This is a genomic window from Ochrobactrum sp. C6C9 (genome assembly GCF_022627935.1).
In the GTDB taxonomy this organism is placed as follows: domain Bacteria; phylum Pseudomonadota; class Alphaproteobacteria; order Rhizobiales; family Rhizobiaceae; genus Brucella; species Brucella teleogrylli.
On record NZ_JABXGB010000001.1, the window covers coordinates 186181 to 209019 of the forward strand.

Here is a 22839-nt window from a genome sequence, read left to right on the forward strand (position 1 = left end):
GCATTTGGAGCGATCAGGGCAGATTGCAGGATTGCTCCCAAATGCGGTGGAGAATGTGTGAATAGCGCGGCGGCACGCGGTCGATGGGGGGACGTGTATCTTCCGCTCGCCGGTTTAAGATAGGGAATATTGGATGTCACAGGTACCCAAAATCGCTGTGGTGGAAGACGAAGAAGCGCTGAGCGTTCTGCTGCGCTACAATCTTGAGGCCGAAGGCTATCAGGTGGACACGATGCTGCGCGGCGACGAGGCCGAAATCGCGCTGCGCGAGAACGTCCCTGATCTCCTCATCCTCGATTGGATGCTTCCCGGCGTATCGGGCATCGAACTGTGCCGCCGTCTGCGCCAATGGCCGGAGACGGAACGCCTGCCGGTCATCATGCTGACCGCGCGCGGCGAGGAAAGCGAACGCGTTCGGGGTTTAAGCGTCGGGGCCGACGACTATGTCGTGAAGCCCTTCTCGACGCCGGAACTCCTGGCCCGCGTCAAGGCGATGCTGCGCCGTGCCAATCCAAGCCTGCTGTCGCATGTTCTGAAAGTAGGCGATCTGGTGCTCGACCGTCAGCAGCACCGCGTTTACCGCAAGGAAAAGGAAGTCCGTCTTGGACCGACGGAGTTCCGTTTGCTCGAATATTTCATGATGTCACCGGGCCGCGTTTTCTCGCGCAGTCAGCTTCTCGACGGTGTCTGGGGACCGGATATCTATGTCGATGATCGCACCGTGGATGTCCATGTCGGACGCTTGCGCAAGGCCATCAACTTGGGTCGTGCGCTCGATCCGATCCGCACGGTACGCGGCGCGGGATATTCTTTCGGCTGATCGTGCGTCGATAAAAAACTTCTTTTCGAGCCCGTCTTTCCTCATCGAAAGGCGGGCTCGATCACTTTCTGAAGCGCTCTTGCGGCCTGTTATCCTTGCCAGCCGATTCGGTCCGGGAGACGCTGAAAAGGCTGTAAATCGCTAATCTCACGGAATGTTACGCTTCTTGTATCAAAGTTGAAGGAACCGGCGCAGGACTTGCTAAAACAGTTACGCCGCAGATTTTCCCAACCTGATGAAGCAAGATATATCAAAATTTTACAGCAGTTGCGAATTAAGGCAGGGTTGTGACCTGTATTGAGGAACTATCATTTCCATCAAATCAAAGGTTTATCTCTTTTCCGCAGGTTCATTAATAAAATATTAATAGTTTTGAATGGTTTGTGTGGACAATTGCGCTCGTGATTCGGGTTTCATTTGCGACCATTTCGATGGTTCCAGCAATTTCGGAATTTGACCCATTGCCTTTTTTTGGCCTAAAAATTCCAAAACCTTGAAGAAGACGAGCGACGGCAGGTTGTTTGATTTTTGATCTTCGCCTGCTTTGACTTGCACCGCAGCTAGACCCGTATTGGTCATTTTTGGCCTTCGGATCGACTGCTTCAGTTAAGGGTCCTGAATATGAGACTGAGCCGTTGACGCGCGCTGGTAATTGGAAGCTGCCTGTATTGGCAGGACTGCTCGTAGCGCCCTTCGTAGTGACGGGCTGCACGACGACCGGCACCACAGCCAAGACCGAGAAGACGGCGGCCGTAAGTCACGTCAAGTCGGTCAACGGTGTCAAGACCTATACCTATACGGCAAGGGACAAGGAGTGCCTCGAGCGCGCCATGTTCTTCGAATCGAACCGCTCCAGTTCCGATGGTCTGATGGCTGTCGGCACGGTTGTTATGAACCGCCTCGCATCGGGCCGTTATCCCGATACGATTTGCGGCGTCGTCGGCCAGAAGAACCAGTTCGCGCCCGGCGTTCTCACCCGCAAGATGGAATCCAGCAAGCTGCCCGATGTTCAGGCCGCAGCCGACGCCGTGCTGAAAGGCCAGCGCCATCCGAAACTGAAGAACGCCATGTTCTTCCATACGGCAGGCCTGAAGTTCCCCTACAACAACATGCACTATGTGCTGGTTGCCGGCGGTAATTCCTTCTACGAAAAACGCAATCGCGACGGTTCGTTGCAGAACCCGGTGCCGCAGGAACCATATAACCTCGCGCTCGCCTATTCGCCGCAATCGCCTTCGCTGCCGCAAGACCCGTCCTATGACGTGACCTTGCCGCAGGCGGGACCGGTTCCGGCAGCAGCGCCAACCGTACAGGTCGCGCTGGCGGATGCGTCCAAGATGGAAACCTCTGTGCGTGGCAGCGGCCTTGGACCGCAGGCGCGGGGCAATCGCCTTGCGCATAACAACGATGTAGCGACGGCTCAGCCGCAAATTCAGCAGGTCGCGTCCTATCAGCCGCAATTCGATACGTCGGCACCGGCAAGCCAGCCGCAATCGCTTGGCTATGCAGCGGCAGATCAGAAGCAGGTCGATGCAATCGGCGCATTGCTTCTGTCGCAGGACCGTCCGGAAACCCCTCTATAAGTTGAGTTGAACAGATTTGGTGCGGGCTAATCTTTCCGATTGGCCCGCATTTTTTATTTGAGTTCTGCATTCCATCGCTATTAGCGGGGACGAACCACGACCGGACGATAGATCGGCTGATAGAGCATGATGGGCTGATCGTAGAAATCGACGCGGTTTTCCCAGGCGCGGCGATCCGCCCGGCGGTCGAGATCGAGCCGCTGCAGACAGTTGGCAAATGCGTCGGTCCGCGGCTTGAAGCCATAGCCGAGACATGTCTGCTCGTCGGCGGCGCGGCGCTCTTCCGGTGTCATGGTGACACAACCGGCCAGCAGGCCTGCGAGCCCCAGCAAAACAAGTAGTTTCCGGTTCATGTCATTCGTCCTGTGTAACTGCCCGCTGCTTCAATAATAGCGCAGGTGCATGAAAAAGAGTGGTGAAATTATGCCGTTTGGTAAACTGATAACGAGAGTATAGAACTGATTCCAAACCGCGCTCCTTTTTTTAAAGGTACGCGTCTTCGCATCAAAAGAGGTCCCGCAGCTCATGGCTCACGATATGCAAAATCCTGTCATCGATCCGGTAAAGCTCGAACGTCTGGCGGAAGTCGCCGTGCGCGTCGGCCTGCAATTGCGCGAGGGACAGGATCTGATCATCACGGCGCCGGTTGTCGCCCTGCCGCTGGTGCGGCTGATTGCCAAACACGCCTATAAGGCTGGCGCAGGTCTGGTGACGCCGTTCTTCGCCGATGATCAGATTGCGCTGGCCCGCTATGAAAACGCGCCCGATGCAAGCTTCGACCGCGCCGCGGACTGGCTCTATCAGGGTATGGCCAAGGCCTATTCGGAAGGTGCGGCGCGTCTTGCGATTGCTGCCGACAACCCGATGCTCCTGTCCAGCCAGGACGCCGCCAAGGTTTCGCGTGCCAATCGCGCAAATTCCAAGGCCTATCAGCCTGCGCTGGAAAAGATCGCGGGCTTCGATATCAACTGGAACATCGTTTCCTATCCAAATGTGGCATGGGCGAAGCTGATGTTCCCGAATGAGCCGGAAGAGGTTGCGACCCGCAAGCTGGCCGAAGCCATTTTTGCCGCTTCACGCGTGGATGTCGAAGATCCGATCGGCGCATGGGCCGCGCATAATGCAGCGCTTCGCACCCGCACCCGTTTCCTGAACGGCAAGGCTTATAGCGCTCTGAACTTCAAGGGCCCGGGCACGGACCTGACGGTCGGGCTTGCCGACGGCCACGAGTGGCACGGCGGCGCATCGACGGCGAAGAACGGCATTACCTGCAATCCGAATATTCCAACGGAAGAGGTTTTCACCACGCCGCATGCCTTGCGCGTCGATGGTTATGTCGCCAGCACTAAGCCACTTTCGCATCAGGGCACACTGATCGAGAATATCGCCGTGCGTTTCGAAGCGGGCCGGATTGTCGAAGCCAAGGCGAGCCGTGGTGAGGAAGTGCTGTCGAAGGTGCTCGACACGGATGAAGGCGCGCGCAGGCTCGGTGAAGTGGCGCTGGTGCCGCATTCCTCACCGATCTCGCAAAGCGGTCTCTTGTTCTACAACACGCTGTTCGATGAAAATGCTGCGAGCCATATCGCGCTCGGCCAGTGCTATTCCAAGTGCTTCATCGACGGCGCCAAGCTGACGCCGGAACAGATCAAGGCGCAGGGCGGCAATTCCAGCCTCATCCACATCGACTGGATGATCGGTTCCGGTGAAATCGACGTTGATGGCATCAAGGCCGATGGTAGCCGCGAGCCGGTGATGCGTCGCGGCGAATGGGCCAGCTAGAGCATTTCCAGCAGAAGTGCGTTGCGGTTTTGCGTAGGATAATGCGTAAAAACAAAGAGATAGAGCAGTTGCCCGATTCCGTTTTTACCGGAACCGCTCTGAGTGCTGGACGCCGGAAATCGAAAAGGCCGGGAAATTTCCCGGCCTTCTTCATGATTGCGATGAACTGAAGCCTCAATTCTTTTCCTGCACATGGGCTTCGAGGAACCATAGCGCCTTGTCCAGCGAGCGCGAAGCGGCGGTAAAAATATCCGCCGTGTTGTCGTCGCCCGCCTCGTCTGAATCCTTGATCGATTTGCGCAGAAGATTGGCGACATCGCCATAACGCTCGATCAGCGCGCCCAGATGATCGTGAACCGCATAAATATCGGTCGGATAGGGCTTCAGTTTCGTTTCCTTCACCACAATCTGCGACGTGCCATAGGCCGTGCCGCCAAGCTGCACCGCCCGTTCGGCAATGGTGTCGACGTGATCGTCGAGTTCGGTGCGGAAACCGTCGAGCATCTCGTGCACTGCGATAAATTGCGGCCCCTTGAGGTTCCAATGCGCCTGCTTGGTGATCAGTGCAAGATCGATGGTCGCAGCCAGATTTTCGTTCAGAAGCGCGATCATGGTCGTCTTGGTGTTGGAAGGAAGATCGTTGCGGGTTGCATGCATCGACTTATTGGACATTTTATCCTCATATCCTTTTGCACAATCAGGCGCGAGCGATTGGCTGGCTCGCAGCGATTGGGAGAATCGCCAGCGTCGGGGCGGTCGAAGAGAGGCGCAAACAGAATCGTCCCGCACCCAGCAAGAAAACGCCTGCCGAGAGATTTTGTTCCGCAGAAAAAGCCGAAAATTCCAAGCCAGGCTGCTCTTTGACGATGAATTGGTGTCCACTTGGGCACGGTTAGACTTGTCGCGGGGGCAATTCTCATTTACCCGGAAGTGCATGAAGATACTCGCCCTCGATACCGCCGCTTCCTATTGCGCCGCCGCCGTCTATGACGCTGGCCGCGATGTCGTTCTTGCTCAGGTCAGCGAGAATATCGGCAAGGGGCACGCCGAAGTGCTGATGGATTATGTCGGGCGCGCGCTGGCCGAGGCAGGCGTGGCGATTAAGGATATTGATCGCGTGGCGGTGAATATCGGCCCCGGTTCTTTCACGGGCGTTCGTATTGGCGTTTCGGCGGCGCGGGGTTTTGCACTGGCGCTCGGGTGCCCGGCGATTGGCGTCACCGCCTTCGAGGCGCTGGCGGATGAGACAATCACACACATGCCGGGCAAGCCGGTGACGATCCTGCTCGACGCGCATCGCGGCGAGATTTACGCGCAGACATTCGACGCCAATGGTGCTGCCCTGTCCAAGCCATCGGTGCTGTCGCGAGAAGAAGCGGAAGCTTTTGCAGGCAATGCGGCCCTCGATACCGTGCTGGCCGGATCGGCAGCAAAGTCGATCAACGAGGCCTTGGGCGACAAGTTTGCGCTTGGCCCCATCGAGCCGACCGCCAATATCGCCACTTTCGCCTGCCTGGCGGCCACACGCACACCCGCTGACGCGCCGAAGCCGCTTTACATGCGCGGGCCAGATGCCAAGCCGCAGGTCGGGTTTGCATTGCCGCGCAGGCAGGCCGGAGAATAGGCGATGATGGGCTTGCCATTCGGTCGCTTCGGTCGCCGACAGGTTTCGGTGGAAGCGCTCAGCGCGCAGGACAGCCACGTGATCCAGCGCATTCATGCCGTCGCGTTTCACCATGGCTGGAGCTCGGACGATTTTCGCTCGCTGATCGCGCAGGATACGGTTTTCGGTTTTGTCGCCCGTGCGGAAGGCAAACCCAATGACGCCTGCGGTTTCGTTCTGGCGCGGCTGGTTGCAGGAGAGGCGGAAATTCTCACCATCGCGGTTTCTCGCGATGTGCAACGGCAGGGTGTCGGTCGCGCGCTGATGGATGCCGTGTTGCGCTATCTCTATCAGGAACGGGCGGAAACGCTGTTTCTCGAAGTCGATGAAGCCAATGTCGCGGCGCAGGCGCTTTACCGGCGTCTCGGGTTTCAGAAGGTCGGTGATCGCCCGGCTTATTACGAAACCGCCAATGGGCGCTCGGCAGCGCTCGTTCTGCGCCGCGATCTGAAGAGACCGCAATGATTGGCGCGATCCGGGTCTTTCTCGTTCTCGCGGCCATGGTCATGCTGAGCCTGTCGCTGATCCCGGTTCAATATGTGTTTCTGAAACTCAGGAATGGCTGGAAACGCAGCCTGCCCAATTTTTTCCACCGCGTGATTGCGCGGTTGTTCGGCTTTCGGGTGCGCACCGTCGGCGAAATGCATCGCGGTCGCCCGTTGTTGCTGGTCGCCAATCATACGTCCTGGAGCGACATTGTTGTCCTGTCCTCGGTCGGGCAGGTGTCGTTCATCGCCAAGTCAGAAGTGCGCAGCTGGCCGATTTTCGGCATGTTCGCTGTTTTGCAGCGGACCGTTTTTGTCGAGCGCGAGCGGCGCGGCAAGACCGGCGAACAAACCTCTGAAATCGCCACGCGGATGAGCGAGGGAGATGCCATGGTGCTGTTTCCCGAAGGCACGACCTCCGATGGCAATCGGGTCTTGCCGTTCAAGACCGCTCTTTTCGGTGCAGCCCATGCGGCGATCAGGGAAGCCGGTGTGCCGGAAGTGCTCGTGCAGCCGGTCGCCATCGCCTATACCGGCGTGCATGGCATGGCCATGGGGCGCTATTTTCGCCCGATTGCATCCTGGCCGGGCGATGTCGAGTTGATGCCGCATCTGAAAGGTATCCTGCGCGAAGGCGCCATCGATGTTGAAATCCGCTTCGGCGAGCCGATGGTCGTCACGGCAGCCACAGACCGCAAGATGCTGGCCCGCACCATGGAAAGCCGGGTGCGCACACTTTTGCAAAGCGCACTTCTGGGCCGTGAGATTTCGGAAGAGTAACCAGCATTTTCAGCAAAAGTGCGAAGCAGTTTTGCGTTCGAAAATGCGATAGCGAAAAAGCCGATCAGTTTGTCACCTTCCAAAGCGGCGACAAAAGCTGTAGATAGCCCCGCATGAGCGAAAACATCACCGATATTGTGCCAGCGGCAGACCACGCCGATACGCGTCCAAATACGCGCAAGGTTTTTGTCAAAACCTATGGCTGCCAGATGAATGTCTATGACAGCCAGCGCATGGCCGACAGCCTTGCAGCGGAAGGCTATGTCGCGACCGATACGCCGGACGATGCCGATCTGGTGCTGCTTAACACCTGCCATATCCGCGAAAAGGCCTCGGAAAAGCTCTATTCCGCGCTGGGACGCCTGCGCAAGATGAAGGACGCGCGGCAAGCCAATGGCAAGGAACTGACCATCGGTGTTGCTGGCTGCGTGGCACAGGCCGAAGGACAGGAAATTCTGCGCCGAGCGCCGAATGTCGATCTGGTGATCGGACCGCAGACCTATCATCGCCTGCCCAATGCGCTGGCGCGCGTTCGCGGCGGCGAAAAGGTCGTCGAGACCGAATATGCGCTTGAAGACAAGTTTGAACATCTGCCGTCGCCGAAGCGCGAGGAAACCCGCAAGCGCGGCGTTTCTGCTTTTCTGACGGTGCAGGAAGGCTGCGACAAGTTCTGCACCTTCTGCGTGGTGCCCTATACGCGCGGTTCGGAAGTGTCGCGCAGCGTCAAACAGATCGTGGCCGAAGCGGAACGCCTTGCCGATGGCGGTGTGCGGGAACTGACCCTGCTCGGCCAGAACGTCAATGCCTGGCATGGCGAGGGCGACGATGGCCGCGAATGGGGGCTGGGCGAATTATTGTTCCGCCTCGCGCGTATTCCGGGTGTTGCGCGCCTGCGTTATACGACCAGCCATCCGCGCGATATGGATGACAGCCTGATCGCCGCGCATCGCGACCTGCGCCAGCTGATGCCTTATCTGCATCTGCCGGTGCAGTCCGGCTCGGACCGTATTCTCAAGGCGATGAACCGCCGCCACAAGGCGGACGAATATCGACGCCTGATCGAGCGCATCCGTGACGTGCGTCCGGATATGGCGCTGTCGGGCGATTTCATTGTCGGCTTCCCCGGCGAGACCGATCAGGATTTCGAAGATACGATGCAGCTGGTGCGCGATGTGAATTACGCGCAGGCCTATTCCTTCAAATATTCGCCACGTCCCGGCACGCCCGGCGCGGATCTGTCCGGTCATGTGGACGAAGCGGTGAAAGACGAGCGGCTTCAGCGCCTGCAGGCTTTGCTGTCGGAACAGCAATATGCGTTTCAGGAATCCATGATCGGTCGCGAGATGGACGTGCTTTTAGAAAAGCCCGGCCGTCAGGCGGGGCAGATGGTGGGACGCTCGCCCTGGCTCCTTCCGGTGATCATCGATGACAACAATGATCAGGTCGGCGAAATTATTCATGTGAAAATCACCTCCACTGGGACCAATAGCCTTATTGCGCAAAAACTGGCGTGAAGGCATGATACCGTTCAGGCAGATGGTTCGGCGCTTGAGTCTCGTGCCGATAATCCTGTCGGGCCGATGATCCCGTCGGAACTGTGATTGCAATGCGTGAACTCTTGAGGAGATACGGTTGAGCGCCACGGAAAAGCTGAGACCTGCCAAGCCAACCACTCTAACGCAAAAAAGCCCGACTACCGGGGCCTCGGATATGGCCCATATCGTGCTCACTTTCGAGAACAACCGCCTGGCCAGTGCGCTTTACGGTCAGTTCGACGAAAATCTGGCACGGATCGAGCAAAAGCTCGGTGTCGATGTTCGCTCCAAGGGCAACCAGCTCTCGATCCGGGGCGAACCGACCGCGACCGAACAGGCGCGCCGCACGCTCGATCATCTTTATGAAACCGTGCAGAAAGGCCATGAACTGACGGCATCGGATGTCGATGGTGCCTTGCGCATGGCCATCGCCGCCGATGATCAGCTCGACCTGCCGACGATGGAAAACAAGGGCAAGCTGTCTGCTGCCCAGATTTCCACCCGCAAGAAGACGATCTTTGCGCGCACCCCGACGCAGGACGCCTATATGCGGGCGCTCGACCGTTCCGAACTGGTGTTCGGTGTCGGTCCTGCCGGTACAGGCAAGACCTATCTGGCCGTCGCCCATGCCGCCATGCTTTTGGAACGCGGTCTGGTGGAGCGGATCATCCTGTCCCGCCCGGCTGTTGAAGCGGGTGAACGCCTGGGCTTTCTGCCGGGTGACATGAAGGAAAAGGTCGATCCCTATCTGCGTCCTCTCTATGACGCGCTTTACGACATGATGCCCGCCGAAAAGGTCGAGCGGGCCATCACGGCAGGCGTCATCGAAATCGCGCCGCTGGCCTTCATGCGCGGGCGCACGCTGGCCCATTCGGCGGTGATCCTCGATGAGGCGCAGAACACGACATCCATGCAGATGAAAATGTTCCTGACGCGTCTTGGTGAAGGATCGCGGATGATCGTGACGGGCGATCCGAGCCAGATCGATCTTCCACCCGGTCAGAAATCCGGGCTTGTCGAAGCGCTTCGCGTGCTGGACGATGTGGAAAGCGTCATCAAGGTGCGGTTCACCCAAAAAGACGTGGTGCGTCATCCGCTGGTGGCGGCAATCGTCAACGCCTATGACCGCGATGCGAAAACGCATGTCCAGCAGCCGGTCCGTCCGGAATAAGAGGACTTGTAATTGGTCGTTAGAACTACGATCTAAAAAATGCTGTCTGCCTTTTTGGGGCAGACGGCTTTCGAACAACTGAAAGGACGAAGCGGCTTGCTGTCCGGGAAGCCGCCGCAGAACGTGTCAGACAACGCGATCCATATCGATATCACCATTGAAGCTGGCAACTGGCCGGATGAAACAACACTCGAAGGACTTGTCAGAAAGTCTGTCGAGGCGGCATGGACCAATCTGGGCCTCAAGGATGCCGACAGCGAATTGAGTATCGTCTTTACCGACGATGCGTCCATTCAGGAGCTGAACGCCGAATGGCGCGGCAAGGACAAGCCTACCAATGTGTTGTCGTTTCCCGCGTTTCCGGTCAAGGCCGGGAACCAACCGGGACCAATGCTGGGCGACATTGTCATCGCCCGCGAAACCGTGGAGCGTGAAGCGGTTGAAGAAGGCAAGCCTCTTGACCATCACCTCTCACACCTTGTCGTGCATGGCTTCCTGCATCTGTTGGGCTATGATCATGAAACCGACGAGGAAGCAGAGGAAATGGAACGCCGCGAGGTCGAGATTCTTCATGCTATTGCCATCCCGGACCCTTATGCTGTATCCCAAGAGACCATTAACAACGATTGACCATGGCTGATCAAACCTCACAACCTCCGTCCGCGGGCGAGAATCGCAGCGAGACCCAAGACGCCGAAGGGCAAAGTACGCAGCGACCGGTAGCGGTCGAAAAGCGTTCCCTTCTGTCGAATATTTTCCCTTTCATCCGCTCGCGGCAGCAATCTTCCTTGCGTGAAGATCTGGCCGATGCGTTGTCCAGCACGGCAAGCGAACAGGATTCCGCCTTCTCGCCCGAAGAAAAGGCGATGCTGCACAATATCCTGCGCCTGCGTGAAATCCGCGTCGAAGACGTGATGATTCCGCGCGCGGATGTCGAGGCCGTGGAAATTTCCACGCCGCTTTGGGAAGTGCTGGAACTCTTCGAGGAATCCGGCCATTCCCGTATGCCGGTCTATGCCGAAACGCTGGACGATCCGCGCGGCATGATCCATATCCGCGACGTTTTGAATTTCATCACGCGTCAGGCGCGCCAGAAAACGCGCCGCCGCACGACGGCCAAGACGCCTGCTGCGGCGACGCCGCCGAAATTCGATATGAGCCGCATTGATCTCACCAAGACGATCGGCGAGCTCAACCTCATGCGCAAGGTGCTGTTCGTGCCGCCATCGATGATGGCGAGCGGCCTGATGGCCCGCATGCAGGCAACCCATATCCAGATGGCGCTGGTCATCGACGAATATGGCGGCACCGATGGTCTCGTCTCGCTGGAAGATATTGTCGAAATGGTTGTCGGCGATATTGAAGACGAGCATGACGACGAAGAAATCATGATCGCCGAGGAAGCCGATGGCGTGTTCGTCGTCGATGCGCGCGCCGATCTGGACGAATTCGCGGCAAAGATCGGCCCGTCTTTCGCGGTGGGCGAACATGGCGAGGATGTCGATACGGTTGGCGGCCTGATCTTCTCCGTATTGGGCCGGATTCCGGTTCGCGGTGAAGTGGTGCAGGCCGTGCCCGGCTATGAATTCCACGTGCTGGAGGTTGATCCGCGCCGCGTGAAGAAGGTGCGCATCGTGCCGCTTTCCGCCGCTGACCGCCGCAGGCAACAGCGTGCCGTTGTTACCACCAAGCCTGAAGAGCAGTCTCCGGCTACCGCCGAAGACACTGAAACCTTCAAAGAGGCCTGATGATCGAACGGCTTGCGGGCAGGATCATTCTTTCAAGCGGCTGGCGTCGTGCGCTGGCCGCTTTTTTGAGTGGCGCCTTCGCGACACTGACCCAGCCGCCTTTTGATCTCTTCATCGCCGGTTTCATTTCCTTTCCGATCCTCGTCTGGCTGATCGACGGCGCTTTGGCGCGCGCCGATGCTGGCCCGATCCGGCGTATTCTGCCCGCGGCAATGGTTGGGTGGTGGTTCGGCTTCGGCTATTTCGTCTCGGGCCTCTGGTGGATCGGGACGGCGCTTCTGGTCGATGCAGACGAGTTTGCCTGGGCCCTGCCGCTGGCAGTGCTGGGCCTGCCCGCCTTTCTGGCGATTTTCTATGCCTTTGCGACCATGGTTGCGCGCATTTTCTGGTCTGACGGGCTTGGAAGGATTTTTGCGCTCGCGTTCGGCTTTGCGCTTGCAGAATGGTTGCGCACCTTCCTGCTGACCGGCTTCCCGTGGAACGCTATCGGCTATGCGGCAATGCCGGTGCCGCTGCTGATGCAGTCGGTCGCGGTGGTCGGCCTTGTGGGCATGAGCGCGCTTGCCGTGTTCCTCTTCGCATCGCCCGCATTGCTGATCGGCGGACGGCTTGCAAAAAGCGGTATCACCCTCGCCATTCTTCTTGCTGCAACCCATGTCGGCTTTGGCGCATGGACACTTTCGCGCGCGCCAGCCGTGGGCGACGAAAAGGGCAACATCAATATCCGCATCGTGCAGCCCTCCATTCCGCAGACCATGAAATGGGACAATGCCGCGCGCCGCTCGATCTTCGACAAGCTGATTGCGCTGACGGCCGAGCCGCCCGCTGATGGCAAGCCGCGCCCCGATGTCGTCATATGGCCTGAAACGGCAGTACCCTATATTCTGACGTCGACACCGGAAGCGCTGGCCCAGATGGGCAATACATTGCAGGACGGTCAGGTGCTGTTGACCGGCGCCGTGCGCGAAGAGCGGGCCGCAGGCAATGGCGAGCCGCGCTATTACAATTCCATATATTCGATCAACGACCGGGGCGAGATCACCGACGCTACCGACAAGGTGCATCTTGTTCCATTCGGCGAATATCTGCCGTTGGAAAGCCTTCTGCGGGGGCTTGGACTTCAGGAAGTGGTGAAAATGCCGGGCGGTTTTACCGCCGGTTCCTCACGGCGTCTCCTGAATGTGAGGCCGGGCCAGACGCTCCTGCCGCTTATCTGCTACGAGGCGATTTTCCCTGATGAGCTGGGCGTTTCGGGGCCGGAAACAAGCGCGCCCAAAGCAATCGTCAACGTCACGAATGATGGCTGGTATGGCAACACGCCGGGGCCTTATCAGCACTTCCGGCAGGCGCAGGTTCGCGCCGTGGAGCAAGGCTTGCCGCTCGTGCGTGCGGCCAATAACGGGCTTTCGGCGGTAACGGATTCCTACGGTCGAATCACTGAAGGTCTCGCGCTGGATGCTGTCGGCGTGGTGGATGCTTCCCTACCGTCAGTTCGTGCACCATTTTGGGGCACAGCGCCGGGATCGAAACAGACGATAACGATCCTGTTAACCTTACTCTTTGTCAACGTCGCTTTCACGGTGTCATTCCGCAGGCGTTTTCATTGACACGGCAATTTTGTTAAGATGTTATACCGGCGCGGTGACGGTTCCCACGTGTGAAGTCGTGCGAAACGCGTCAGACTACCTCCCACAACGTGATGTTATCCCTGTTCAGATGAACAGTACATGAATGAAAGCTCGCAGCCGCGAGGAGTGACAGCTGTATGATTGAGAATAAAAAGAAGCCCAACCCAATCGACGTACACGTCGGCAGCCGCATTCGTCTCCGCCGCAACATGCTGGGCCTCAGTCAGGAAAAGCTTGGCGAAAATCTGGGCATCACGTTTCAGCAGATTCAAAAATACGAGAAGGGCACCAATCGCGTCGGTGCCAGCCGCCTGCAGGCGATCTCAGCCATTCTCAATGTACCGGTTTCCTTTTTCTTCGAAGACGCACCGGGATCAAACCCCGTCGGCCAGGAAGGCTTTGCGGAAGATAACGAAGCGACCTATGTGGTCGATTTCCTGAATTCGAACGAAGGCGTCCAGCTCACACGGGCGTTCACGAAAATTTCAGATCCGAAAGTTCGCCGGAAAATCATCGATCTGGTGAAGTCGCTGGCAGCAGACGCCGAGTAAGTCACTCCCCTTTACGCCTGTTTTCTGGCGATTCATGCGCGTTTTTCCCCTTTTGACGGTGGCTTTTCGGCCTTGGGAAATGAATTTTTCCCACCGCGCCCTGTCGCAATACGAAAATGCATTGACGGTTCGATCCCAACTTCGCTAACACTTTGACGCGCCCGGAAAGTTCCGGGCGCTACTGTGTTTCCTAGGCGGAGATGTCCTCCGTTGGATTTTCAAGAGGGGTTACCCGTGTCGCGCAGTTCTTATCTCTTCACCAGCGAATCTGTGTCTGAAGGACACCCGGACAAGGTTTGCGATCGTATCTCCGATGAAATCGTCGACATGGTCTACAAGGAAGCGCGCCGCACCGGCGTGGATCCGTGGTCTGTCCGCGTCGCCTGCGAAACGCTTGCCACCACCAACCGCGTGGTGATTGCCGGTGAAGTGCGCGTGCCGGAGACTTTCCTGAAGAAGAATAAGGACGGCTCGATCGCCAGGGACGCCGCTGGCCATCCGCTGATCAATCCTGCCCGCTTCCGTTCGGCAGCCCGCAAGGCGATCCGCGAAATCGGTTACGAGCAGGACGGCTTTCACTGGAAGACGGTGAAGATCGACGTGCTTCTGCACCCGCAGTCTGCCGACATCGCGCAGGGCGTCGATAATGCTGCCGACCGTCAGGGCGAAGAAGGTGCGGGCGATCAGGGTATCATGTTCGGCTATGCCTGCCGCGAAACCCCCGATCTGATGCCTGCCCCGATCTATTATTCGCACAAGATTCTCGAAAAGCTGTCCGAAGCCCGCCATAAGGGCGAAGGCGATGCGGGCAAGCTTGGCCCGGACGCCAAGAGCCAGGTCACGGTGCGTTACGAAAACGGCAAGGCTGCGGAAGTTACGCAGATTGTGCTCTCGACGCAGCATCTGGATGCCAGCTGGGATTCGAAGAAGGTTCGTTCGGTTGTCGAGCCCTATATCCGCGACGCGCTGGGCGAGCTGCCGATTGCAGCGACCTGCAACTGGTACATCAACCCGACCGGCAAATTCGTCATTGGTGGCCCGGACGGTGACGCAGGCCTGACGGGCCGCAAGATCATCGTCGACACTTACGGCGGTGCCGCTCCGCATGGCGGCGGCGCATTCTCCGGCAAGGACACGACCAAGGTTGACCGCTCGGCTGCCTATGCAGCGCGTTATCTGGCCAAGAATGTCGTGGCGGCAAATCTTGCCGACCGCTGCACGATCCAGCTTGCCTACGCCATCGGCGTTGCGCAGCCGCTTTCGGTCTATGTCGATCTGCATGGCACCGGCAAGGTAGCGGAATCCGCTGTTGAAGAAGCGCTGCGTGAAGTGATGGACCTGTCGCCGACCGGCATCCGCAAGCATCTCGACCTCAACAAGCCGATCTATGCCAAGACTTCGTCTTACGGTCATTTTGGCCGCAAGCCGGGCCGTGACGGTTCCTTCTCCTGGGAGAAGACCGACCTCACCAAGGCACTCAAAGCGTCTGTCGCTTAAAGCCTGTTCCAAAAGTTGCATCACAGGCCGCTTGGCGTTATGTGTCTTGCAAATATCAAAGAGCGCGGTCATCGACCGCGCTCTTCGCTTATTCTGACGGATAAAACATGACCGAAGAAACCCATCCTCTGCGCGGTGCCGGAAACTTTTTTGGCCGTCGTCACGGCAAGCCGCTGCGCAGCCATCAGCGGAACCTGTTCGAGGACCTTCTGCCCGAACTGAAGCTCGACCTTGCCAAGCCTGCGCCGCAGGATCTGCGCGCGTTGTTTCCCATCGCGGTTGACGCGGTGCGCATGGAAATCGGCTTTGGTGGCGGCGAACATCTTCATCATGAAACGGGCCGCTATCCGCAGACAGGCTTCATTGGCGTCGAGCCTTTCGTCAACGGCATGGCCAAGATGCTGGCGGCGCTCGATCAGGAGCTGCGTCCCAATATGCGGCTCTATGATGAAGATGCGACGGCGGTTCTCGACTGGCTGCCGGATGCATCGCTGACCGGTATCGACCTGTTTTATCCCGATCCGTGGCACAAGCGCCGCCACTGGAAGCGCCGTTTTGTCAGCGACGCCAATCTGGATCGTTTTGCCCGCATTTTGAAACCCGGCGCAAAATTCCGCTTCGCGTCGGATATCGAGCATTATGTAAACTGGACGCTGCAACATTGCCGTCGTCACGATGCTTTTGACTGGCAAGCGGAAAGTCCGGCGGACTGGAACAATGCCTATGAAGGCTGGCCGGGAACGCGCTATGAGGCCAAGGCCTTTCGCGAGGGCCGCAAGGCTGCCTATCTGACTTTTATCCGACGTTGAATTTCTAGAGCGGTTCCGATCAAAACGGTATCGTGAAACCGCTCTATCTATCTGTTTTTACGCATTATCCTACGCAAAATCGCTGCGCACTTTTGCTGGAAATGCTCTAGACAGAAGCGGGACTTGAAAAAATCCGCTTCCGCTGGTATATAACTCTCAAATTCTTGGTCGAACGAACAAGAGTGGGTCCGTCCGGTCCCGCTCTTTTTTGTTACTTAGACCCGGGAAATAGAGGTTTTTCGACCCCTTCGAGAGGTTCAGAGTTGACGGAACAGGTTCAGGCAAACGAAGCAGAGACGCCAATCGTGGCTGTGGATGAGCGCATCATTCGCGAAACGGGCATCGACGCGAAAGTGGCAGGCATTGTGGAGCCGGTCCTCAATACGCTCGGCTTCCGTCTGGTGCGCGTGCGTCTTTCCGGCCTCAATGGCCAGACCTTGCAGATCATGGCCGAGCGTCCCGATGGCACGATGACCGTTGACGATTGCGAGCTGGTCAGCCGTACCGTCGCGCCGGTGCTCGACGTCGAAGATCCGATCAGCGGCAAATATCATCTGGAAATCTCGTCGCCGGGCATCGATCGTCCGCTGGTGCGCAAGTCGGACTTTGCTGACTGGGCAGGCCATATCGCCAAGGTAGAGACTTCTATCGTGCATGAAGGCCGCAAGAAATTCCGCGGTCGTATCGTGCTGGGCGATGCCGAGACGGTGGTGATCGAAAGCGATCAGGTGTCCTACGGCAACGAACCGGTCGTGCGCATTCCCTTCGATGTGATTTCGGATGCGCGTCTGGTCCTCACCGACGATCTGATCCGCGATGCGCTGCGCAAGGACAAGGCCCTTCGTGAAGGCCGCATCCCCGGAGACGATCTGGGCGATGCGCCGGAAGAGACGCCGACAGAAGATACGGCTGACAAGAAATAAGCCGACGAAAAAAGTTTCAGGCATTCGGCGCAAGGAGAAGCCGGGTGCGACACCAAGGAGAGACCTATGGCAGTCAGTGCTAACAGGCTGGAGCTTCTGCAGATCGCCGATGCGGTCGCACGCGAGAAGTCGATTGACCGCGAGATCGTTCTTGCGGCCATGGCCGATGCGATCCAGAAGGCAGCGCGTTCGCGTTACGGTCAGGAAAGCAACATCCGCGCCGACATCAATGCGAAGTCGGGCGAGATCAAGCTTCAGCGTCTGCTCGAAGTGGTCGAGAATGTCGAAGACTACGCCACGCAGATTTCGCTGTTCACCGCACGCGACCGCAACCCGGATGCGCAGATCGGCGACTTCATCGCTGACCAGCTGCCGCCGATGGATTTCGGCCGTATTGCTGCCCAGTCCGCCAAGCAGGTCATCGTGCAGAAAGTGCGCGAAGCCGAGCGTGACCGCCAGTATGACGAATACAAGGACCGCGTGGGCGAAATCGTCAACGGCACTGTGAAGCGCGTCGAATATGGCAATGTGATTGTCGATCTGGGCCGTGGCGAAGCCATCGTGCGCCGTGACGAACTGATCCCGCGTGAAGCCTTCCGTTATGGTGACCGTATCCGCGCTTATGTTTACGACGTGCGTCGCGAACAGCGCGGCCCGCAGATTTTCCTGTCGCGCACCCATCCGCAATTCATGGCGAAGCTCTTCACCATGGAAGTTCCGGAAATCTATGACGGCATCATCGAGATCAAGTCGGTCGCCCGTGATCCGGGTTCGCGCGCCAAGATCGCCGTGGTTTCGCGCGATGCGTCCATCGATCCGGTCGGTGCCTGCGTTGGTATGCGTGGTTCGCGTGTTCAGGCGGTTGTGGCTGAACTGCAGGGCGAAAAGATCGACATCATTCCGTGGTCGCCGGATGCGGCTTCCTTCATCGTCAACGCGCTTCAGCCCGCTGAAGTTGCGAAGGTTGTTCTCGACGAAGATGCGGAACGTATTGAAGTTGTCGTCCCGAATGACCAACTATCACTTGCGATCGGTCGTCGCGGCCAGAATGTCCGCCTCGCATCGCAGCTCACCGGTTGGGACATCGACATTCTGACGGAGGACGAAGAGTCCGAACGTCGTCAGAAGGAATTCACCGAGCGTTCGAACCTGTTCATGGAAGCCCTCGACGTTGACGAAATGGTCGGTCAGGTTCTGGCTTCCGAAGGCTTCGCCTCGATTGAAGAACTGGCTTATGTCGAGCCGGGCGAAATCGCATCCATCGACGGTTTCGATGACGATACCGCTTCTGAAATCCAGCAGCGTGCCCGTGAATATCTGGATCGCCTCGAAGGTGAACTGGATGCGCGCCGCAAGGAACTCGGCGTCGAAGACGAACTGCGTGAACTGCCGAACCTCACCACCGCCATGCTGGTTGCTGTCGGTGAAGACGGTGTGAAGTCGATTGAAGACTTTGCAGGTTACGCTGTTGACGATCTCGTCGGCTGGCGTGAGCGCAAGGATGGCGACACTGTCGCTCATAGCGGCATTCTCTCGTCCTTCGATGTTTCGCGCGTCGATGCCGAACAGATGATCCTGACTGCCCGCCTCAAGGCTGGCTGGATCACGGAAGAAGAGCTGGCAGCAGCCGCTCAGGAAGAAGCCGAAGCGGAAGTCGAGGCTGAAGCCGGTGAAGAAGAAGCTGCTTCGTAAGAAGCGCTGAAAGTTCTGGAGCCGCATGGGTTCTTACGTCTGAAGCAATTCAGGCGTAAGCTGTGCGGCTTCAAGCATCTCCAGCAAAACTGCGCAGCGGTTTTGCGCCCGGAGATGGGGAAACGGGTCTCATCTGCCGGATTCGGTCAGTCGGATCGGGTTTCAGTGGGCCTTGGACCACGTTTCGGGTTGTGGCGAAGCCCCGGCTCTGGTACAGCGCCACGCGTTGCGTTTGATATGTCGGGGAGGTTCCAAACCGCCCGATTTGAGAACATAACGGCGGAAGCGTTGCCAGTTTTGAAGTTGAGTACAAGTCCGTATATGGCAGAGCGGGAGTTTGCGTGGAGCAGGATATGAATGACAGAACCTGTATCGTCACGCGCGAAAGCGGTTCTGCCGATGACATGATCCGCTTTGTGGCAGGGCCAGACGGTTCCGTCGTGCCGGACTTGAAAAGAAACCTGCCAGGCAGGGGATGCTGGGTCAAGGCCGAGCGCCGTCTGGTGGATGAAGCGATCAAGCGCAAGCTTTTTGCGCGGGCGCTGAAGGAAGGCGTGAAGCCGCAGGACGATCTTGGCGCGCTGGTCGACCAGCTGCTGACGAAATCCGCTCTCGGCAGTCTGGCTTTGGCGCGCAAGGCAGGCGCCGTGGTAACCGGCTCGACCAAGGTGGATCAGGCGATCCGCACGGGCGCGGCGGCCATGGTGCTGCATACCAAGGAAGCCGCAGCCGATGGCGTGCGCAAGCTTGATCAGGCAAGGCGCGCCGTGGTGCATCTGGATGGCCCCGATATCCCGGCCTTCACCCTTTTTACGGGAGAAGAAATGGATTTGGCATTTGGGGGCGGAAATGTGATACATGCAGCCGTGCTTGAAGGAAAGGCGGCTGTCGGGTTCGTTCAGCGGGCGCAATTGCTGCATCGCTATCGCGGTGAAAGCGCAACGAATTCGAATTAGAGCGTAATCCCGGAGGCTGGCAGGTCTCACACCGGATTGGGCGTAGAAGTGGATGACTGGAGCATTATCCAACCCGACCAGGTCGCGTTGGATAATGCTCGAGTAGAGCGGCCGGAGCCGCGAAGGAAACGGAACGTAATGAGCGATAACACAAACGACGACAAGACGCTGGGCGTCACCCCCAAGAAGACCCTGACCATGAAGCGGCCGGGCGTCGAGCAGAGCACCGTGCGCCAGAATTTCAGCCACGGCCGCACCAAGGCTGTCGTCGTTGAAACCAAGAAGCGCAAGTTCTCACGGCCAGACGACAAGCCGGAAGTGGAAGCAGCGGCTCCCAAGCCTGCAGCAGCCCCTGCCGCGCCCGTGGCTCAGCCGAAGGCACCGGCAGCACCCGCTGCTGCGGCCCCGGTTGCAAAGCCGCATGTCGCACAGCAACTGCAGCGCCCGGTGCAGCAGCGCCCCAATCAGCAGGCACCGCGCCCGCGCCCTGCCGATCGCTCCGGCATGGTGCTGAACACGCTGTCGCGCTCCGAAATGGATGCACGCCGCCGTGCGCTTGAAGAAGCGCAGGTGCGTGAAGTCGAAGAACGCGCCCGCGCCGTTGAAGAAGCCAAGCGTCGCGCCGAAGAAGATGCGCGCCGCGCCAAGGAACGTGAAGAATCCGCACGCCGTCAGGCCGAGGAAGAAGCCCGTCTCAAGGCTGAGGCCGAAGCACGCCGCAAGGCAGAAGAAGAAGCTGCCAAGCGCGTTCCGCAGCCGGAAGCACGGGGCGAACAGCGCACCGAGCGTCGCGACGATTCGCGTGGCGCACCGCAGGGCAACCGCCCGCAGCACGCTGGCCGTCCGCAGCAGGGCAATCGTCCGCAGTCGGGTGCACCGCGTCCGGCTCCGTCGCTTGCAGAAACCGCTCCGGGACCGGGCAAGCCGCTGCCGCAGAGCCAGCTTCGCAGGCCGGGCCAGTCTGGCGATGACGATGATCGTCGTGGCGGAAGCCCGATGGCAGCCCGTCGTGGCACCGCGGCCAAGCCGGAAGTGCGCGCGCCGAAGGTGGTCAAGACGGAAGACGATCGCCGTCGCGGCAAGCTGACGATCTCCAGCAATCTGGAAGACGAAGGCCGTTCGCGTTCGTTGTCGGCCATGCGTCGCCGTCAGGAAAAGTTCAAGCGTTCGCAGATGCAGGAAACGCGCGAGAAAATCTCTCGCGAAGTGACTGTGCCTGAAACCATTACGCTTCAGGAACTCGCACAGCGTATGACCGAGCGTTCGGTCGACATCATCAAGTACCTGATGAAGCAGGGCCAGATGATGAAGCCGGGCGATGTGATCGATGCCGATATGGCGCAGCTCATTGCTGAAGAATTCGGCCACACCGTCAAGCGCGTTGCGGAATCGGACGTTGAAGAAGGCATCTTCGGTGTTGCCGACAACGAGGCTGCGCTGGTTTCCCGTCCTCCGGTCGTGACCATCATGGGCCACGTCGATCACGGCAAGACCTCGCTGCTCGATGCAATCCGTCACGCCAATGTGGTGTCGGGTGAAGCCGGTGGTATCACACAGCATATCGGTGCTTATCAGGTCGAACAGAACGGCCAGAAGATCACCTTCATCGATACGCCGGGCCACGCTGCCTTTACCGCAATGCGTGCCCGTGGTGCGCAGGCGACCGACATTGCCATCCTTGTGGTGGCTGCCGACGATAGCGTGATGCCGCAGACGATTGAATCGATCAACCATGCCAAGGCGGCTGGTGTTCCGATCATCGTGGCGATCAACAAGATCGACAAGCCAACTGCCGATCCGCAGAAGGTTCGTACTGCCCTGTTGCAGCACGATGTCTTCGTGGAATCGATGGGCGGTGAAGTTCTCGACGTCGAAGTGTCGGCCAAGAACAAGATCAACCTCGACAAGCTGCTGGAAGCAGTTCTGTTGCAGGCTGAAATCCTTGATCTCAAGGCAGACCCGAAGCGTACGGCTGAAGGCGTTGTCATCGAAGCCCAGCTTGATCGTGGCCGTGGTTCGGTTGCAACCGTTCTGGTTCAGACCGGTACGCTGCATCCCGGTGACATTCTCGTCGCCGGTAGCGAATGGGGCCGCGTGCGCGCACTGGTCAATGACCATGGCGAGCATGTGAAGGAAGCCGGTCCTGCTATGCCGGTTGAAGTTCTGGGCCTTCAGGGCACGCCGCAGGCGGGCGACCGCTTTGCCGTGGTTGCCAATGAAGCCAAGGCGCGTGAAATCGCCGAATATCGTCAGCGTCTGGCCCGTGACAAGGCCGTTGCCCGCCAGTCCGGCGCGCGCGGTTCGCTCGAGCAGATGATGAGCCAGCTGCAGGTCAATGGCCTGAAGGAATTCCCGCTCGTCATCAAGGGTGACGTGCAGGGTTCGGTCGAAGCAATCATGACGGCTCTCGACAAGCTCGGCACCGACGAAGTGCGTGCACGCATCGTGCATTCGGGCGCCGGTGGTATCACGGAAAGCGACGTGTCGCTGGCCGAAGCCTCCAATGCCGCGATCATCGGCTTCAACGTCCGCGCCAACAAGCAGGCACGTGACGCTGCCGAACAGCAGGGCATCGAAATTCGCTACTACAACATCATTTACGATCTGATCGAAGATGTTAAAGCAGCAATGTCGGGTCTTCTGTCGCCAGAACGCCGTGAAACCTTCATTGGTAACGCTGAGATTCTTGAAGTCTTCAACATCACCAAGGTCGGCAAGGTTGCTGGTTGCCGTGTCGTTGACGGTAAGGTCGAACGTGGTGCAGGCGTCCGCCTCATCCGTGACAACGTGGTTATCCACGAAGGCAAGCTCAAGACGCTCAAGCGCTTCAAGGACGAAGTGTCGGAAGTGCCGATGGGCCAGGAATGCGGTATGGCGTTCGAAAACTACGACGACATTCGCGCAGGCGACACGATCGAAGCGTTCCGCGTCGAGCATATTACGCGCACGCTCTAATAGCTTTGGCCGGACCGTCCGACAGGGGCGGTCCGGCTTTTTAGAGCTTAATCTGACCGGAGTGAAACGAGCATCGGAAAGATTATGCTCGAAATAGAAAAGCATTGAGCGCCGATGTGATTCATTCAGATCGAAACGCGCTCTAATGCCCGGTTCCGAGGGTCTGACTCCCATCTGAATTGTGGTAAGTTACGCCCATAATTTTCAAGCCGTGTCGTCGGACAGCCTGAGAGGCTGAACGTCGGTCGATGGCTGTTCATCGAG

21 protein-coding genes are annotated in these 22839 nt (G+C 58.5%); 18 read left to right on the forward strand and 3 right to left on the reverse strand.

The features are described from left to right. The first annotated feature begins 133 nt into the window (after window positions 1-133). Window positions 134-820 carry a phosphate regulon transcriptional regulator PhoB gene (phoB, locus tag HWD97_RS00900; protein WP_078337701.1) on the forward strand — a complete coding sequence of 229 codons (687 nt, stop codon included), beginning with the start codon at window positions 134-136 and terminating at the stop codon, window positions 818-820. 363 nt (window positions 821-1183) lie between these two features. Here the strand turns inward: phoB and HWD97_RS00905 are convergent, their stop codons facing one another. Further along, window positions 1184-1399, reverse strand: coding sequence for a hypothetical protein (locus tag HWD97_RS00905; protein WP_210261373.1), 216 nt, complete (start codon window positions 1397-1399; stop codon window positions 1184-1186). 56 nt (window positions 1400-1455) lie between these two features. On the opposite strand from HWD97_RS00905, the gene HWD97_RS00910 reads away from it, so the two are divergent. Further along, on the forward strand, window positions 1456-2403 hold the full coding sequence (locus tag HWD97_RS00910) for a cell wall hydrolase (RefSeq protein WP_109370091.1): 948 nt from the start codon (window positions 1456-1458) through the stop codon (window positions 2401-2403). An 80-nt stretch (window positions 2404-2483) separates the two neighbouring features. Here the strand turns inward: HWD97_RS00910 and HWD97_RS00915 are convergent, their stop codons facing one another. Further along, on the reverse strand, window positions 2484-2756 hold the full coding sequence (locus HWD97_RS00915) for a hypothetical protein (RefSeq protein WP_109370092.1): 273 nt from the start codon (window positions 2754-2756) through the stop codon (window positions 2484-2486). Between the two features lie 172 nt (window positions 2757-2928). Here HWD97_RS00915 and HWD97_RS00920 point away from each other — a divergent pair, with 172 nt between their 5' ends. Next, the gene (locus HWD97_RS00920) at window positions 2929-4182 is read left to right on the forward strand and encodes an aminopeptidase (protein ID WP_109370093.1); all 1254 of its coding nucleotides are present in this window, start codon (window positions 2929-2931) and stop codon (window positions 4180-4182) included. Window positions 4183-4356: 174 nt separating this feature from the next. Here the strand turns inward: HWD97_RS00920 and dps are convergent, their stop codons facing one another. Then, window positions 4357-4854, reverse strand: coding sequence for a DNA starvation/stationary phase protection protein Dps (dps, locus tag HWD97_RS00925; protein WP_109370094.1), 498 nt, complete (start codon window positions 4852-4854; stop codon window positions 4357-4359). Window positions 4855-5116: 262 nt separating this feature from the next. Between dps and tsaB the strand changes: the two genes are divergently transcribed. The 15 genes from tsaB to infB all read left to right on the forward strand — a co-directional run bounded on the left by tsaB (window position 5117) and on the right by infB (window position 22575). Next, window positions 5117-5806, forward strand: coding sequence for a tRNA (adenosine(37)-N6)-threonylcarbamoyltransferase complex dimerization subunit type 1 TsaB (gene tsaB / locus HWD97_RS00930; RefSeq protein WP_109370095.1), 690 nt, complete (start codon window positions 5117-5119; stop codon window positions 5804-5806). 3 nt (window positions 5807-5809) lie between these two features. Next, window positions 5810-6310 (forward strand): ribosomal protein S18-alanine N-acetyltransferase, encoded by a 501-nt coding sequence (gene rimI / locus HWD97_RS00935; RefSeq protein ID WP_109370096.1) that lies wholly within the window; start codon window positions 5810-5812, stop codon window positions 6308-6310. Next, the gene (locus HWD97_RS00940) at window positions 6307-7110 is read left to right on the forward strand and encodes a 1-acyl-sn-glycerol-3-phosphate acyltransferase (protein WP_109370097.1); all 804 of its coding nucleotides are present in this window, start codon (window positions 6307-6309) and stop codon (window positions 7108-7110) included. The genes rimI and HWD97_RS00940 overlap by 4 nt, the downstream gene beginning before the upstream one ends. A gap of 113 nt (window positions 7111-7223) precedes the next feature. Continuing rightward, complete coding sequence (miaB, locus tag HWD97_RS00945) at window positions 7224-8624, forward strand: tRNA (N6-isopentenyl adenosine(37)-C2)-methylthiotransferase MiaB (RefSeq protein WP_124915144.1); 1401 nt, start codon at window positions 7224-7226, stop codon at window positions 8622-8624. 118 nt (window positions 8625-8742) lie between these two features. After that, window positions 8743-9816 carry a PhoH family protein gene (locus tag HWD97_RS00950; protein ID WP_171316966.1) on the forward strand — a complete coding sequence of 358 codons (1074 nt, stop codon included), beginning with the start codon at window positions 8743-8745 and terminating at the stop codon, window positions 9814-9816. Between the two features lie 123 nt (window positions 9817-9939). Then, window positions 9940-10446, forward strand: coding sequence for an rRNA maturation RNase YbeY (ybeY, locus tag HWD97_RS00955; protein WP_109370346.1), 507 nt, complete (start codon window positions 9940-9942; stop codon window positions 10444-10446). A gap of 2 nt (window positions 10447-10448) precedes the next feature. Continuing rightward, window positions 10449-11564 carry a hemolysin family protein gene (locus HWD97_RS00960; RefSeq protein WP_109370100.1) on the forward strand — a complete coding sequence of 372 codons (1116 nt, stop codon included), beginning with the start codon at window positions 10449-10451 and terminating at the stop codon, window positions 11562-11564. After that, window positions 11564-13171 carry an apolipoprotein N-acyltransferase gene (gene lnt / locus HWD97_RS00965; protein WP_371834589.1) on the forward strand — a complete coding sequence of 536 codons (1608 nt, stop codon included), beginning with the start codon at window positions 11564-11566 and terminating at the stop codon, window positions 13169-13171. Before HWD97_RS00960 ends, lnt begins: the two co-directional genes overlap by 1 nt. Before the next feature lie 158 nt (window positions 13172-13329). Next, on the forward strand, window positions 13330-13743 hold the full coding sequence (locus HWD97_RS00970; protein WP_078337717.1) for a helix-turn-helix domain-containing protein: 414 nt from the start codon (window positions 13330-13332) through the stop codon (window positions 13741-13743). A gap of 234 nt (window positions 13744-13977) precedes the next feature. After that, entirely contained in the window at window positions 13978-15240 is a 1263-nt protein-coding gene (metK, locus tag HWD97_RS00975; RefSeq protein WP_109370102.1) for a methionine adenosyltransferase, read from the forward strand. Between the two features lie 107 nt (window positions 15241-15347). Continuing rightward, window positions 15348-16049, forward strand: coding sequence for a tRNA (guanosine(46)-N(7))-methyltransferase TrmB (locus HWD97_RS00980; RefSeq protein WP_109370103.1), 702 nt, complete (start codon window positions 15348-15350; stop codon window positions 16047-16049). Window positions 16050-16312: 263 nt separating this feature from the next. Continuing rightward, on the forward strand, window positions 16313-16972 hold the full coding sequence (rimP, locus tag HWD97_RS00985) for a ribosome maturation factor RimP (RefSeq protein ID WP_109370104.1): 660 nt from the start codon (window positions 16313-16315) through the stop codon (window positions 16970-16972). Between the two features lie 66 nt (window positions 16973-17038). After that, window positions 17039-18664, forward strand: a complete 1626-nt coding sequence (gene nusA / locus HWD97_RS00990; protein WP_109370105.1) for a transcription termination factor NusA — start codon at window positions 17039-17041, stop codon at window positions 18662-18664. Between the two features lie 353 nt (window positions 18665-19017). Beyond that, window positions 19018-19620, forward strand: coding sequence for an RNA-binding protein (locus HWD97_RS00995; RefSeq protein WP_109370106.1), 603 nt, complete (start codon window positions 19018-19020; stop codon window positions 19618-19620). 138 nt (window positions 19621-19758) lie between these two features. Beyond that, window positions 19759-22575 carry a translation initiation factor IF-2 gene (infB, locus tag HWD97_RS01000; RefSeq protein ID WP_109370107.1) on the forward strand — a complete coding sequence of 939 codons (2817 nt, stop codon included), beginning with the start codon at window positions 19759-19761 and terminating at the stop codon, window positions 22573-22575. The last annotated feature ends 264 nt before the right edge of the window (window positions 22576-22839 follow it).